The sequence below is a fragment of the Pseudomonas sp. CBC3 genome, from assembly GCF_037967085.1.
In the GTDB taxonomy this organism is placed as follows: domain Bacteria; phylum Pseudomonadota; class Gammaproteobacteria; order Pseudomonadales; family Pseudomonadaceae; genus Stutzerimonas.
The window spans coordinates 1,104,041-1,118,868 of record NZ_JBANEO010000001.1 but is presented as its reverse complement, the minus strand read 5'-3'; the positions used below and the strand labels follow the sequence as shown (position 1 = coordinate 1,118,868).

12 protein-coding genes are annotated in these 14,828 nt (G+C 61.7%); 4 read left to right on the top strand and 8 right to left on the bottom strand.

Annotated elements, in window-relative coordinates; all coding sequences use genetic code 11:
* Positions 1 to 130: 130 nt before the first annotated feature.
* Entirely contained in the window at positions 131 to 2,350 is a 2,220-nt protein-coding gene (locus V6943_RS05085) for an OsmC domain/YcaO domain-containing protein (RefSeq protein WP_340553033.1), read from the top strand.
* Positions 2,351 to 2,504: 154 nt separating this feature from the next.
* On the opposite strand, the gene V6943_RS05080 is transcribed toward V6943_RS05085, so the two are convergent.
* Positions 2,505 to 3,077 (bottom strand): 2OG-Fe(II) oxygenase, encoded by a 573-nt coding sequence (locus tag V6943_RS05080; RefSeq protein ID WP_340552786.1) that lies wholly within the window; start codon positions 3,075 to 3,077, stop codon positions 2,505 to 2,507.
* Between the two features lie 906 nt (positions 3,078 to 3,983).
* Between V6943_RS05080 and V6943_RS05075 the strand changes: the two genes are divergently transcribed.
* Genes V6943_RS05075 through V6943_RS05065 form a run of 3 tightly spaced genes read left to right on the top strand, consistent with a single transcriptional unit; the run spans position 3,984 to position 7,560 of the window.
* On the top strand, positions 3,984 to 5,312 hold the full coding sequence (locus tag V6943_RS05075; RefSeq protein WP_340552785.1) for a flippase: 1,329 nt from the start codon (positions 3,984 to 3,986) through the stop codon (positions 5,310 to 5,312).
* Positions 5,309 to 6,367 (top strand): nitroreductase family protein, encoded by a 1,059-nt coding sequence (locus V6943_RS05070; RefSeq protein WP_181103224.1) that lies wholly within the window; start codon positions 5,309 to 5,311, stop codon positions 6,365 to 6,367. Before V6943_RS05075 ends, V6943_RS05070 begins: the two co-directional genes overlap by 4 nt.
* Positions 6,368 to 6,375: 8 nt before the next feature.
* Entirely contained in the window at positions 6,376 to 7,560 is a 1,185-nt protein-coding gene (locus V6943_RS05065) for a polysaccharide pyruvyl transferase family protein (RefSeq protein WP_340552784.1), read from the top strand.
* 228 nt (positions 7,561 to 7,788) lie between these two features.
* On the opposite strand, the gene V6943_RS05060 is transcribed toward V6943_RS05065, so the two are convergent.
* Genes V6943_RS05060 through V6943_RS05030 form a run of 7 tightly spaced genes read right to left on the bottom strand, consistent with a single transcriptional unit; the run spans position 7,789 to position 14,638 of the window.
* Positions 7,789 to 8,394 carry a DedA family protein gene (locus tag V6943_RS05060; protein WP_197445341.1) on the bottom strand — a complete coding sequence of 202 codons (606 nt, stop codon included), beginning with the start codon at positions 8,392 to 8,394 and terminating at the stop codon, positions 7,789 to 7,791.
* 3 nt (positions 8,395 to 8,397) lie between these two features.
* The gene (locus V6943_RS05055) at positions 8,398 to 9,603 is read right to left on the bottom strand and encodes a c-type cytochrome (RefSeq protein WP_340552783.1); all 1,206 of its coding nucleotides are present in this window, start codon (positions 9,601 to 9,603) and stop codon (positions 8,398 to 8,400) included.
* 7 nt (positions 9,604 to 9,610) lie between these two features.
* Positions 9,611 to 10,234 (bottom strand): cytochrome c oxidase assembly protein, encoded by a 624-nt coding sequence (locus V6943_RS05050; RefSeq protein WP_340552782.1) that lies wholly within the window; start codon positions 10,232 to 10,234, stop codon positions 9,611 to 9,613.
* Complete coding sequence (locus tag V6943_RS05045) at positions 10,231 to 10,644, bottom strand: hypothetical protein (RefSeq protein ID WP_181103233.1); 414 nt, start codon at positions 10,642 to 10,644, stop codon at positions 10,231 to 10,233. Before V6943_RS05045 ends, V6943_RS05050 begins: the two co-directional genes overlap by 4 nt.
* Positions 10,641 to 13,148 (bottom strand): cytochrome c oxidase subunit I, encoded by a 2,508-nt coding sequence (gene ctaD / locus V6943_RS05040; protein ID WP_340552781.1) that lies wholly within the window; start codon positions 13,146 to 13,148, stop codon positions 10,641 to 10,643. The genes V6943_RS05045 and ctaD overlap by 4 nt, the downstream gene beginning before the upstream one ends.
* Before the next feature lie 8 nt (positions 13,149 to 13,156).
* Positions 13,157 to 14,173, bottom strand: a complete 1,017-nt coding sequence (gene coxB / locus V6943_RS05035) for a cytochrome c oxidase subunit II (RefSeq protein WP_340552780.1) — start codon at positions 14,171 to 14,173, stop codon at positions 13,157 to 13,159.
* A gap of 57 nt (positions 14,174 to 14,230) precedes the next feature.
* On the bottom strand, positions 14,231 to 14,638 hold the full coding sequence (locus V6943_RS05030) for a VanZ family protein (RefSeq protein WP_340553032.1): 408 nt from the start codon (positions 14,636 to 14,638) through the stop codon (positions 14,231 to 14,233).
* Between the last annotated feature and the right edge of the window lie 190 nt (positions 14,639 to 14,828).

The following is a 14,828-nucleotide window of genomic DNA, read 5'->3' as shown; positions in this document are numbered from 1 at the left end:
TAAACGGCTAAGCGGAAATCATCCCCCGCGCCTCTTCGCTACCGCAGCCGAAACCACAGGTCCGCTCCAGACTCCAGACGAGCCTCCGCATCGTCGAGATTTGTTGGCAGAACCCCTGAGGGAGTCCCGCATGGAAATCAAGGTTAATTTTCTCGACAACCTTCGACTTGAAGCCAAGTTCGATGACTTCACGGTGGTGGCTGATCAACCGATCCGCTACAAAGGCGATGGCTCGGCACCGGGACCGTTCGATTACTTTCTAGCCTCGTCAGCACTGTGCGCAGCCTACTTTGTGAAGTTGTACTGCCAGACGCGCGATATCCCCACAGACAACATCCGCCTTTCACAAAACAATATTGTTGACCCAGAAAATCGCTATAACCAGATTTTCAAGATTCAAGTCGAGCTGCCGGCGGATATCTCCGACAAGGACCGCCAGGGCATCCTGCGCTCCATAGACCGCTGCACCGTTAAAAAGGTGGTGCAAACCGGGCCTGAGTTCGTCATCGAAGAAGTCGAAAACCTCGATGCCGATGCTCAGGCACTGCTGATGCTCGATACGGACTCCAATGCCAGCACCTATATCGCTGGCAAGGACCTCCCGCTAGAACAGACCATCGCCAACATGTCGGCCATTCTGGCGGGCCTCGGCATGAAGATTGAAATTGCCTCCTGGCGCAATATCGTCCCCAACGTGTGGTCGCTGCATATCCGTGACGCGCAGTCGCCGATGTGCTTCACCAATGGCAAGGGTGCTACGAAAGAAGCGGCCCTGGCCTCGGCATTGGGCGAATTCATCGAGCGGCTCAATTGCAACTTCTTCTACAACGATCAGTTCTGGGGCGAAGAGATCGCCGACGCGCCCTTCGTACATTACCCCGATGAACGCTGGTTCAAGCCTGGCCGCAACGATGCGCTGCCCGCAGAGGTCCTCGACGAGTACTGCCTCAACTTCTACAACCCCGATGGCGAACTGCGTGGGTCGCATCTGATCGATACCAACTCCGGCAACGAAGCGCGTGGCATCTGCTCGCTGCCCTTCGTACGTCAGTCAGATGGCGAGGTGGTGTATTTCCCGTCCAACCTCATTGAGAACCTGTACCTCAGCAACGGCATGAGCGCCGGCAACACGCTGGCCGAAGCACAGGTGCAATGCCTGTCGGAAATCTTCGAGCGCGCGGTGAAGCGCCAAATCCTTGAAGGCGAACTTGCCCTACCCGATGTGCCTCAAGAGGTGCTGGCGAAATATCCCGGCATCTTGGCGGGTATCCAGGGCTTGGAAGAACAGGGCTTTCCTGTACTGGTGAAAGATGCGTCGCTGGGCGGGGAATTTCCGGTGATGTGCGTCACCTTGATGAACCCGCGCACCGGCGGTGTGTTTGCCTCGTTCGGCGCGCACCCCAGTTTGGAAGTAGCACTCGAGCGCAGCCTGACGGAGTTGCTGCAAGGCCGCAGTTTTGAAGGGCTGAACGATCTGCCCCAGCCGACTTTCGAAGGCTACGCGTTAACGGAACCGAACAACTTCGTTGAGCACTTCATCGATTCCAGCGGAGTCGTTTCGTGGCGCTTCTTCAGTGCCAAGGCAGATTTCGAGTTCGTTGAGTGGGACTTTTCGAGCCAGGGCGGCTCCAGTGAAAAAGAAAACGCCAACACCGAGGAAGCCGCCACCTTGTTCGGCATTCTCGAAACCATGGGCAAGGAAGTGTACATGGCGGTATATGACCAGCTTGGCGCTACTGCGTGCCGAATTCTGGTGCCGGATTACTCAGAGATTTACCCGGTCGACGATTTGATCTGGGATAACACCAACAAGGCGTTGTTCTTTCGCGAAGACATCCTGAATCTACATCGCCTGGGCAATGACGAATTGCGTGCACTGGTCGAGCGATTGGTCGAAAGCGAACTGGATGACTACGCCGATATCACCACCTTGATCGGTATTGAGTTTGACGACAACACAGCTTGGGGCCAGCTAACGATCCTTGAGCTGAAGCTGCTGATCTATCTTGCCCTGCAGCAAAATGATGAAGCGAAAGAGCTTGTGGAAACCTTCCTGCAGTTCAACGACAACACCGTCGAACGCGATTTGTTCTATCAGGCCGTGAATGTAGTACTTGAAATACAACTGGACGACGAACTTGAACTGGCCGATTACGAAGTCAACTTCCGCAGAATGTTTGGTAACGAGCGGATGGACGCTGCAATCGGCTCGGTGAACGGCAACGTTCGCTTCTTCGGCTTGACGCCGACCAGCATGAAACTGGAAGGCCTCGACAGGCACCTGCGCTTGATTGAAAGCTACAAGAAGCTGCACAGCGCCCGGGCAAGTGCTGCAGCGCTGGCTCGCTAACCGCTTGATGCGCAGTTCATGCGCCCTGTTCGCGTATGAAGAAGCCAGGCAGCGCCTGGCTTTTTTGTAGGCCCTCGCCAACCAGGGCGTGCTTGTGCATCGCAATTGCCCGGCCTGTCAGGCCCGGCATCCCCGCGCCGCCGTGTAGCGATTGTCACGGCGCATCGTGAAAGATGATCCCTGTCGCGTAGCGGTTTCCAGAGCGGACCCGACTGACCCCGTGACGCATGCTGACCCGATAAAAGCCCCGTTTCCCGGGAACCGGGCGATGTTGAACGGCAAACACCACAGCGTCTCCTTGTTCGAGGGGGACGACTTCTACGCGCGACTGCATCCTGGGACGTTGCTCGGTCAATACGAACTCACCACCGGTGAAATCAACGCCCGGCCGAGACAGCAGAACCATGGCCTGCAGAGAAAAGAAGTGTTCCGCATAGACGTCCTGGTGCAGGCAGTTGTAATCGTCCTGGCCGTAACGCAGCAGGCAGAGGCGTAGGCCGCGGCTGCCCAGCAGCGTGGCATCCAGCAAGGAATCGGCCAGATCCTGGGGGTAACGTACGGAAAGACGTAAAGCCTGATTCCAGCGGTTGGCTATCGGCACTAAACGGGATAGAGCGCCGCCCTCAATTGGGATATGCACAGCACAAGCGGGTAACCAAAATCTTTGTATTCGCCACGGCAAAACCGTGACGCTGCATGACGACTCGGGTCCGAAAACCGTCGTCATGTTCATACAATCCGGCGAGCCACTCGCATTCACTCATCGACAGTAGGCTTCTGAAGACGGTGTGACCGCGCGCGTGGCGGTCTTTTCGGCGTAAGGCTTAGATCGCGCTAGTCCAGGTTACGCCGGGTTGGCCCTAGTGTGACCAGGTGCGCCTGCCCCTGTATGCCGGTTCTGGCTTTCGAAGACGGGCATGAGGATGGGATTGAAAGAGGAAGCAGGTACGAAGCTCGCCGGAACGCATAGCGGCAGTGTTACTAGGTTTGCTGGCTGAAGCTACTGGGGGCAACACATACAAAAAAGCCCCGCATCGTGAGATGCGGGGCTTTTCTGTTTGGCGCTGAGTCCTGTTCCTTTGAGCCGCTCCGAGCGGCAATTCCCTACGCCCATCCAGGCGCTTGCGAGATCCTTCGCGGCAGCTTTGCCGACGGCCCGAACGTGGCGGGCCGTGCGCCGTGCTAGGCGATCCATGACGCGTCGAAACGGGTTATGGAGCGGCTAACAAGCGGCGCAGGGTTAAGAGCGGGTGTGATGGCAAAAGTTCAACTTTTGAAATGAAAAGGCCACCAGGATTAAGCGGCACGATCGGCCAAAGCCCATCTTCGTGACGATACCGCTGATCGGGGCGCGCTCCGCAGGTCGGCGGATTCCTGTTTTTCCAAGCCCGCACGCCCCGCCAGGCGCTTTAGCCCGCACATGCCGCGAATACAGGGTTCGGTCGGCATAGCCATTGGCCAGGCAGCAACAGCGCCGAACATTGGTAACGGTCTCGATACATTTCCGTTCCGCGGATCATCGGAACATGAGGGGGTTACTGCGGTCAGCTGAGCGTCGCCGCACTCCAGCGCAACAAACCGGGCATATGACTGCCACCACGGAGCCAGCAGCCTTGAGGAGTTAGGCCATTCGATGACAGCGATCCATACCCTTTTCAACAAGCTCAAGCTTTACCTCTTCAACGCCTCCTGGATGATGGCGGAGCGGCTTTTACACATCGGCGTAGGTTTTCTCACGGCGATACTGCTGGCGCGGTATCTAGGACCGGAGCAGTTCGGCATCCTCTCCTACGCGATTTCGATGACGGCCATCTTCGCCTCCGCCGGGCACATGGGCCTCGCCGGGCTGGTGGTGCGCGAGGTGGTCCAGCAGCCGGATAAAATACCGGAAACACTCGGCACAACCTTCGTGCTGAAGCTGGCGGGGATGACCATTGGCTTCACGCTGATCCTCATCTACTCGCTGCTGTTTGAAGAAATCGGCGGCACCGAATTCTGGATGCTGTTGATCGTCTCGACGGCGATCTTCTTTCAGACCTTCGATGTGGTCGAGTACTGGTTCCAGTCGCAGGTGCAGGCCAAGTACCCGGCGATCGCCAAATCCACTGCGATTTTGCTGTCGGCCGGTCTCAAGCTGTTGCTGGCCCTTGGCGGTGCCGGCGTGGTGGCCTTCGCGTTTGCCCATACCGCGCAGTTCGTGCTTGCGGCGGTGATTCTGGCGATGCTCTATAAGGGCACGACGACCGTCTCGCTGATGAGCTGGAAAGCCAGTTTCGCCAAGGCGAAGGAGCTGCTCAGCCAGGGCTGGATCATTTACCTCGGCTCGATCTTCGCGGTGATCTACATGAAGATCGATCAGGTGATGCTCAAGTGGATGGTCGGCGCCGAAGAGGTCGGCGTTTATGCGGTCGCCGCGCAGCTCTCCGAAGCCTGGTATTTCCTGCCGACGGCCATCGTTGCTTCCTTCTTTCCCAAGTTGATCAAGCTGCATGCGGCCGATGCGGCGCGTTTCAACCTGCGTTTCCAGCAATTGTTGGATGTGCTGTTCATTCTTGCCATCGCCGTTGCGGTGCTGGTGTCGCTCATCGCCGGGCCGCTGATCGCACTGCTGTTCGGCGCCGAATACCAAAACTCCGCATCGATTCTCACCATCCATATCTGGGGCGGCGTGTTCATTTTCATGCGCGCGGCGTTCAGCCGCTGGATCCTGATCGAGGGCGCGCTGATGTTTTCGCTGATCACCCAGAGCCTTGGAGCGCTGGCCAATATCGGCCTGAATCTGGTGCTGATTCCCCATTACGGTGGTGAAGGTGCTGCCATGGCGACGCTGATTTCCTATGCCGTCGCCTCCTACGCCGCGCTGCTGGTGCACAAGAAGACCCGGCCGGTGTTCTACATGATGACCAAATCCATGTTCAGTCCATTCCGTTATGCATTCAGTGCCGTAGGAGCCAGTCGATGAGCTTGAAATCACTTGCCAAGGCCCTGCCCGACCCGATCAAGGCCGCGCTCAAGGCCACCCGGGACAATGCCCGCCTGACGCTGGTCCGGCTGTTTTCCGCCAATGGCTTCCTGTCCTCTGTTTATTACTGCCTGATCAGCCGCGAGTTCGATCGCGAGCACCGAGCGGTGCTGCTGGGTCGCCTACGGTTCGCCCGGCTGATGCGCAGCAAAGGCGAGAACGATGCCTTTCTGCGGCGCAACGTGCATCGCCTGGAGAAGGGTCTGATCATGCGCCCCCGCCGCTCCACCTTCGCCGAGGACTACATCGGCCCGACGGTACGCTGCTTCGCAGATGCGACTCAGGCGGGGATGGTCAACGGCCAGCAGCGCTGGGCCAACGACGTGCTGGGCGATTACTTCTCCGCAGTCGGCAGCACGCCGCGCATCGACTCGGCTAAACAGGCCTTTGCCAACGCGCAACGCCCCGATCAATCCAGCCGTTGCGTGCCCTACCCGCATAGCCAGCTGCCGGCGTGCCCGGTCAGTTATGACGAACTGATGGTGCTGTTCCGCCGCCGCCGCTCGGTGCGTTGGTATCAGGACAAGCCGGTCGCCAATGAGCTGATCGAGCAAGCGGTCAGAGCCGCGGCGCTCGCGCCTTCGGCCTGCAACCGTCAGCCATTTCGCTTCTACGTCAGCAACGACCGGACCAAGGCCGCGGAAGTCGCCCAGTGCGCCGGCGGCACCGCGGGCTTTCACGACAACCTGCCCTGCGTGATCGCAGTGGTGGGCGATCTGGGCTGCTATCCGGAAGCGCGCGACCGCCACGTCATCTATATCGACGGCTCGCTGGCGGCAATGCAGCTGATGCTGGCGCTGGAAAGCCTGGGTCTGTCCAGTTGCTCGATCAACTGGCCGGATGTGGAAGAAAAGGAACGCCAACTGGCGAAAAAACTGGGCCTGGCCTACCACGAGCGCACGGTGATGCTGCTGGCGGTGGGCTATGCCGATCCAACTGGAGGGATCCCCTATTCGGACAAGAAGACCGAGCAAGATTTGATCGTATACAACTGAGGTAAGCGATGATTATCGAGATCCGAAAGGCAGGCTTCGTCAATAAAGGCGCAGAGCTGATGTTGCACGCGACGCTGCATAAGCTGAAGACCCGGTACCCAGACGCTACCTTCGTCATGGCGCCCACGCCGAAGAAGGCCGAGCAGCCGTTCCGCAAGCTGGTCCAGCTGGGCTTCTATCCCAAGGCGTGGCTGTGGCGCTACGGCATCCAGTGGGGCACGCTGGCCAACTTCGCGCCGCGTCCGCTGCGCGAGATGTACGGCGTGGTGCTGGACAAGGAAGTCGACGTGGTCATCGATGCCGCCGGCTTTGCCTACAGCGATCAATGGGGCGAAAGCCCTTGCGCGGAACTGGCGCAGTCGACCCGGCGCTGGAAGAAGAACGGCACCCGCGTGGTCCTGCTGCCGCAGGCGTTGGGTCCGTTCGAATCGGAGAAGAACCAGGCGGCGATGAAGTCCGTGGTGGAAAACGTCGACCTGATCTTCCCACGCGAACGCGTCTCCTACGAACATCTGACCCGACTGGTCGGCGAGCAGGCCAAGATCAAGCAATCGCCGGACTTCACCAATCTAGTGAGCGGCGTGCTGCCCCAAGACTTCGATGTCGAGCAGAACCGTTTCTGCATCGTTCCCAACTGCCGGATGCTCGACAAGACCGATCAGAAGACGCGCGAGGCGTACCTGCCGTTTTTGATCACCTGCACCCGCTATCTGTTGAAAAAGAACGCCAAGCCCTTCGTGCTGGTCCACGAAGGCAAGGATGACCAGCGGCTGGCCGAACAGCTGTCAGCGGCCGTCGGCGGCATCCCGATCGTTCAGGAAAGCGGTGCGCTGGAAATCAAGGGCATCCTCGGTGCCTGCAGCGGCACCCTCGGTAGCCGCTTTCATGGCTTGGTCAGCGCTCTGTCCCAGGGCGTGCCAGCGCTAGCGACGGGCTGGAGCCACAAGTACCAGATGCTATTCGAGGACTATGGCTTCCCCGAAGGCCTGGTCGAAGTAACGACCGACGAGGCGGAAATCGAACGCAAGATCGAGCTGGTGACCGACGATGCCGAGCGGATAAAAGCGCTGATTCAGGCCCGCACCGATCAGCTCAAGCAGCAGTCCGAGCAGATGTGGCAGGAGGTTTTCACGGTTATCGATCAGTGCCAGCGCAGTCGCCGGGCCGACCGCGAAACCGCTGGCGCCGCCTGAGCGCGGCAGGCCTGACGAAGCGTCGAACTGCAGCTGAATAGGCGGTGGGCTGAGGCGGCACTCCGCTTCACCCTTGTAGGGTGGGCTTTAGCCCACCAGTAACGAAGCCAGCCGCAAAAGCCTTGGCGGAATTGGAACCTGTTTGTGCGAAAAGCGGTGGGCTGAAGCCCACCCTACGGGTTGAGGCTTTTGGTTGGGCCGGGTGGCATTCGCTTCCGCTCGTCCCGCTCAGCCACGCCGGGCAGAGCGCTGGCGGATCAGTCGGTACAGGTAAAACAGGACGAACGCCACCACCACGCCGGTGGAGACCGGGTCGATGTAGTCGGCGACCTTCTCGTACTGCGATTCGAGCACGAAGCCGGCCAGTGCCAACAGCGCGGTCCAGATCAATGAACCCAGCGTTGAATAGAGCAGAAACAGCGCCATCGGCATGCCGACGATCCCGGCCGGCACCGAAATGAGGGTGCGCACCGCCGGCACTAGACGGCCGAAGAACACCGCGCTTTTGCCATGTCGATCAAACCAGCGGCTCGCCGCGTCGACGTCCTCAGGCGACAGCGTAAGCCAGTGCCCCCAACGCTTGGCGAGGCGCTTCACGCGTTCCTGGCCTAGCTTGGCGCCGGCGTAATACCAGGGCAGCGCGCCCACCACCGAGCCGGCAGTGCCGGCAACGATCACACCGGCGAAGTTCAGTTCGCCGCGCGCCGCCACGAAGCCCGCCAGAGGCATGATCAGTTCGGACGGAATCGGCGGGAAGATATTCTCCAGCAACATGAGCGCGAACACGCCCACGTAACCGAACGCCGAAACGATTTCCACGACCTTATCGAACATCGATTACCTCTGCGGTTGTAGTGTGGCGGCCGGCTCGGCAGTCAATGTCGCCATGTCCGTCGGCGGCAGCGACGCATAGTAATCCGCCAGTGCCTGTATCTGCTCAGGCGTGAGGCGCTGCGCGGCACTGTGCATGATGTGCACGTATTCGCTACCGCCGCGGGTGCCGGCGGTGAATAGGTCCAGCTGCTGCTTCAGATAGCGGGCGTGCTGCCCGGCGATGTCTGGATACATCGGATTGCGCGGCGAACGTTTCGGTCCATGGCAATGAACGCAGGACGGTACGCCGCGCTCCGGCGTACCGCGTTCGGCCAACACCTTTCCGTGTGCAAGGGTTTTAGGCGCCGCGGTGGAGTCGTCTGCGAGGGCAACCATCGGCAGCGCGGCATAGTGCTTGGCAAGCGCCTTCAGCACCGGCGGTTCGAGCCCGGCCGCGACCGGCTGCATGATGCCGCTGTGGCGCGTGCCACGGGCGTAAGCCTGCAGCGTGCCGAGCAGATAGGCTTCGCTCTGTCCGGCCAGTCGCGGGACGGCGCCTTTTCCGCGTCCGCCACCATCCGCGCCGTGGCAGCGGCTGCAGTTGGCCAATACCGTCTCAAGCATCCCCTCCGCAGGCCCGAGGCGATCGCTATTCGCTGATCCCCAATCATCACCCAGCGCGAGCTCGCGATAGCGCTGCTCGGACATCTCTGGCAATGCTTGGAGAAACGCCACCATCGCCCAGATTTCATCATCCCGGTTGGCGGTCGGCCAGGCCGGCATGGCGGTGTACTTGATGCCGTGTTTGACGATCCAAAACAGCTCCTGCGGCTCCCATTGTTTGATTCGTGGCGCCAGCAATGGCGGTTCGGGCGTCATCCCGCGCACGATCGGTAAACGCTCGCGCCCCGGTGCGCCATGGCAAATAGCGCAACCGGTTTCGTAATGCCCGGCGCCCTTTAGCACCAGCGCCCGATCGTCCAGCGGTGGCACCTTGATGCCTATCGACTGGGTGCTTACCGCGCGACGCATGGCATAGTGCAGCAACCAGCCGGTCGCTTTCCAGTGGCCGGAACTGGCGCTGATCGACACCAGCCCCAGCGAAACCAGCACGAAACCGCCCACACCCGCGAGCGCCGCCATCAGCGCCACCGCAGCCAACACGCGTTTCCAGGACCCACCCGTTAGCCAGCACAGCCAGCGCCGCAAGGGCGCTGAAGCTCGCTGCATGATTTGCCTAGCTGACCGAAACGGCATCGCGCTTGTCCTGTAGCAGCCCGAAGAGCAGATACAGCCCGCCGATCAAATAGGAGGTGCCGCCGAAGACCAGCATGATCACGCCGCCGATTTGCTGGTCTTCGAGCGGCGTCAAACTCGACAGCCCGCTGTGCTCGAACAGCGGTCGGCTGGACATCGTCAACAACACGCCGAGCAACGTCATGTGCATCGAGGTCAGCAACAACCCGGCGATGCCGGCCAGCGCGCGGTGATGCCGGGCGCCGCCGAAGGCCGCGAGCCACACCAGCAATCCGACGAATAGATAGCTGCCTTGCTCCAGCACCTGCGCGGCCTGCGATGTGCGTGCCGCGTGGTGCAGCGCCGGCATGTGCCAGGCCCAGACTACGAACAGCTCGATCACCGAGGCCAGAATCGGCGAGAACAGCGCGGGTAGGCGGCTGGAAATATCCAGTCGGCCCCCGGCAAGTCCGATCGCCAGCAACGGCGCCGCGACGGCCACCACCATTACGTGCATGAGCATGTGTCCGACGAACATCCGATCCGCCATCGCCGGCAGCGGACCGAGCCAGACCGCCGCCAGCGTGGCCAGGCCGAGCATCAAGGCCAACGGGCGCCAAATCATTCGCAGCTCCTGATGAAGACCGCGCTCAGGGCCACGAATATCGTCGCAACGAAACTCAGGCCACTGAGCAGCAGCGTCGAAAAGCCAAGGAAGCGATGGCGGTCGGCGGGCGTATCGAAATCATGGGGCGCCGTGGCGTGACCGAAGGTGTGCATGCGCCAACCGCGCCAGCCGGTCAGGCCAATGCCGATGAGGGCCAAAAGCGTCAGCCCACCGATAATCAGGCGCAGGTCACCCAACGGCCCGGTACGCCCCGCGACCTTGGCGCACCAGACTGCGGCGACGACATAACACAGTAAAAAGTGCACGGCCCAGATGGTCGGCCCGAAGGTCAGCAGCCAGAGCGTGCTGCGCTCGTCGAGCGGCGCTTCGGATGTTTCTTCCGGTCGGGCTTCGGCTTGCTCGTTCATGCAACCTCCGGAAATCCGGCGATGACCGCAACGGTCACGCCAACGGTGATGGCCATGAAATGCCAGTACAGCGCGACATTGTGGATATCGATGTCGTGTTCGGCGGTCATCCGTCCAGCAGCGCGGCGTGCCAGACCGTAGAGCTGCATGATCAGGCCGACGCCAAGGTGCAACAGGCTCCAGAGCACCAGCACCCAGACGGTCGCCGGATAGACGTTTGTGGTCGGATCGAGCCCACTGAAATGCGGCCCGGCGAACAGCGCGCCAGCACCGGCGAGAGTCAGCAAGGCGGCCAGCCCCAGCGCCAGATAGAACCCCGCCGCCTGATCGCGCCCGTTGCAGCGGCGCGCCAGCAGGGTCAGGCCCCAGGATGCGAGCACCAGCCCCAGCGCGACCATCGGCCAGACCACGCCGGGACCGGCCGCGTCCGCCGGCGGGAAATTTTCGTGCACCGTCCAGAAGAAAAAGTAGCCGAATACCAGGCTGGCGAAGGCGCTCATGTCGCCAATCATGGTGATGAACATGGCCCACCAGCCCACCGACCTGGCGCCCGAGGCGTAGAGCGGCACCGACACGCCGAGGCCGATGTCCTTGCGCGGTTTTTCTGGAATCACCGCGGTGCCGGTCCACAACCAGACAAGGATGGTCACCAGCGCAAGGAAGCCGCTGGTCAGCGCCGCGACATACCAGCTGTAGGTCGCGAAGATGAACAGCCCGCCGGTGAACACCGCCGCCCAGAAGGCGAGGAAGGTCGGGCCCGGCACCCGCAGGCACTGGATCGGCTCGGCGTCGATGATGCTGCTGATCAGCGTCTCGCGCTTGCCTTCCTCAGCATCGGGCAGATAGAAGCGCCCGGCATCGACGTCGCGCATCAGGTTCGGCTGGTCCCACAGCGGATAACGGCCCTTGATAATCGGAATCGAGCGCACGCCCCAGGACTTGCCCGGCATTTCCGCCAGCCATTCGAGGGTGCCGGCATTCCACGGGTTGCGCTGGCTGTAGGGCTGCTTACCCTTGGGCCGCAGCACGTCCCAGACCAGCACCGCGACGCCAGCGGCGAGGATGAAGGCGCCAACCGTGGAGACCATGTTGAGCACGTCGAAGCCCATGTCTGGGGCGTAGGTGTAGACCCGTCGCGGCATGCCCAGCAGGCCGGTGAAGTGCATCGGCAGGAAGCCGATGTTGAAGCCGATGAACATCAGCCAAAAGGCGATCCGCCCAAGCTTGTCCGAGAGCGTTTTGCTCATAGCCAGCGGGAAGAAGTAGTACAGCCCGGCAATCACCGGGAACAGCATCCCGCCGATCAGCACATAGTGCAGGTGCGCGACGATGAAGTAGGTGTCGTGTGCCTGGAAGTCGAACGGCGCCAGCGCCACCATTACGCCGGTCAGGCCGCCGAGCACGAAGATCGCCAACGCGCCGGCGACGAACAGCATGGGCACCGATTTGACGAAGCGCCCGGCCAGCGCCGTGGCGAGAAAGCAGAAGATCTGCACGCCGGTCGGGATCGCCACCGCCTCGGACGCTGCCGAGAAAAAAGCCAGCGAGATGCCCGGCATGCCGGTGGTGAACATGTGGTGCACCCACAGCCCGAAGCTGATGAAGCCGGTGCCCACCGCTGCCAGCACGATAAAGCTGTAGCCAACGATGGGCCGCTGCGAGGCGGTGGGTACGATGGTCGCCACCAGCGCCACGGCGGGCAGGAAGATGATGTAGACCTCCGGATGGCCGAAGATCCAGAACAGGTGCTGCCACAGCAGCGGATCGCCGCCGCGGGTGTGGTCGAAGAATGGCCAGTCGAAGGCGCGCTCCAGTTCGAACAGTAGGTCACCAGCGATTAGCGGCGGGAAGGCGAACAGGATCATTCCCGCCACCACCAGGATGTACCAGCAATACAGCGGGATCAGGTTGATGCGCATGCCGGGCGGGCGCGTCTTCAGCACGCCGACGATCAGTTCTACGGCCGCCGCGATCGACGCCACCTCGATGAATGACAACCCGAGTAGCCAGATATCCGCGCCGAGTCCTTCCTGATAGCTGGTGGTCAGCGGCGGATACATGAACCAGCCGCCCTGGGGCGCGACGCCAAAGAAGATCGAGCCGCAGACGAACACGCCGCCAATGATGAAACACCAGAAACCGTAAGCCGACAGTCGCGGAAACGGCAGGTCCCGCGCGCCGAGCATCTGCGGCAGGATGAGGATCGAAAACGCCTCGAAGATCGGCACGCCGAACAGGAACATCATTACCGAGCCGTGCAGGGTGAAGACCTGGTTGTAGGTTTCGGCGGACAGTAGATCGTTGTCCGGCACTGCCAGCTGGGCGCGAATCAGCATCGCCAGCACGCCGGCAAAGAGGAAGAACAGAAAGGACACGCCGGTGTACCAGAGTCCGACCTCGGTGTTGTTTACCGCTGACCAGTAGCGCCAGCCGGTGGGCGTCTTCCAGGCGGCGGCCAGGCGTTCGGCCTGCGCCTTGGCACGGGCTTGGTCGTGCGCGTCCATCGGCTCGCTCATTTCAATCCGCTCAGGTAATGCGCCATGGCGTTCAGCTGCTCTTCAGGCAGCATGCCGAAGGCGGGCATGCGCACGTCCGGCTTGATCTTGCCGGTGTGGCCGATCCAGCGCTGGAAGGCGTCGACATCTGCCGGCAAGGTCCCGGCACCGAGGCTTAGGCGACTGCCGACGTGGGTCAGATCGGGGCCGAGCGCGCCGTCGGCCTCGGTGCCACGCACGCGGTGACAGGCGCCGCAGCCGTTGGCGAGAAAGGCCTGCTGACCTTGGCGCTGCAAAGCGGTTTGCGGTGCCTGCGCGGGCTCGGCCTGCCCGGCGAGCCAAGCGTCAAACGCCGCCGGCTCCATCACCACGACGGGGAAACTCATCAGCGCGTGAGCGGTGCCGCAGTATTCAGCGCAAGCACCGCGAAAGGTGCCGGTGCGCGTCGGTTCGAGCACCAATTGGGTGGTGCGGCCGGGAATCATGTCGACCTTGCCGCCGAGCGAGGGAATCCAGAACGAGTGAATCACGTCCGGGCTGGTCAGGCTGAAGGCCACCCGCTGGCCGACCGGCAGACGAATTTCGTTGGCCAGTTCCACCTTGTCGCCGGCCTCGGTTTGGTAGTGCACCCGCCACCACCACTGCTCGCCCGAGACGTCCACCTGCAGGTCGACATCGGCGGTCGAGCGTAGCGGCTGCATCAGCATCAGCCCGTAGATCAGCAGCACAGTGAGCACCACGACGGGAAACACGATCCCGCCACCCAGGATCAGCCAGCGCGCGCTGCGAATGCCATGTGCCTCGGGGTGCGCCCGGGTGGCGTAGTAGGCGATGCCCATCACTAGCGCCCAGATCAGCAGGCCGCCGCCGCACATCCACCAGAAGAGTTCGGCGATGCGTTCGGCACCGGTGCCGGCGGGGTTCAGGGTCGACTGCTGACCGTCACAGGCGATCAACAGCGCCACGGGCAACAGAGCGAAGCCGCGTCGCCAGGGCCGCATAGGCGGGTTGTCGTTGGTCGGCTGGGGCCACATGGTCCGGCTCGTCGAAAGTCTATTGCGTGTGACCCACGACCAAACGGAAAAGTTGGCTCAGGGCCGCGCGGCAGTCTCGACACGCTCCGCTGCCTCGGGCGCTTCGGGGTCGGTGGTGACGCCGATACGCCGCAGATACCAGAGATACGCCAGATGCGAGCAACCCCAGCCCAGCAGCACGCCCGCCGCATTGGCCAGCATGTCGCCCGGCGATGCCTGGCGATTGGGTAGAAAGCTCTGACCGACCTCGATAAGCAAGGCCGCGCCAAGGCTGGCCAGAATGGTCCAGACCACCCGCCATTGCGGGAAGGCCAGGCGCAGGGTGAAGGTCAGTGCCGCGAAGCCCAGCATATGGTGCAGCTTGTCCTGTTGGTTGAACACCTGTGGCACCGGCTCGGGCCGCAGCCCGCTGAACAAGATGACGCCCAGGACCACGATGAATGGCAACGCACGCAAGCAATTGATAGACAAACGAAAACTCTCGCAGTGGTCGGGGTAAAGGTGAGCAGGACCCGAACGGGCAGAAGGAAGGCGTCACGACCAACGCATAAGTCACGTGACGCGATGCGTACCGGGTATGGCAATCCGGCTCGCACGCTATGGAGGCTGATTGCGGTCGATAGTTCGCGTCCGCCTGCAACAAATTGCTCGGCGG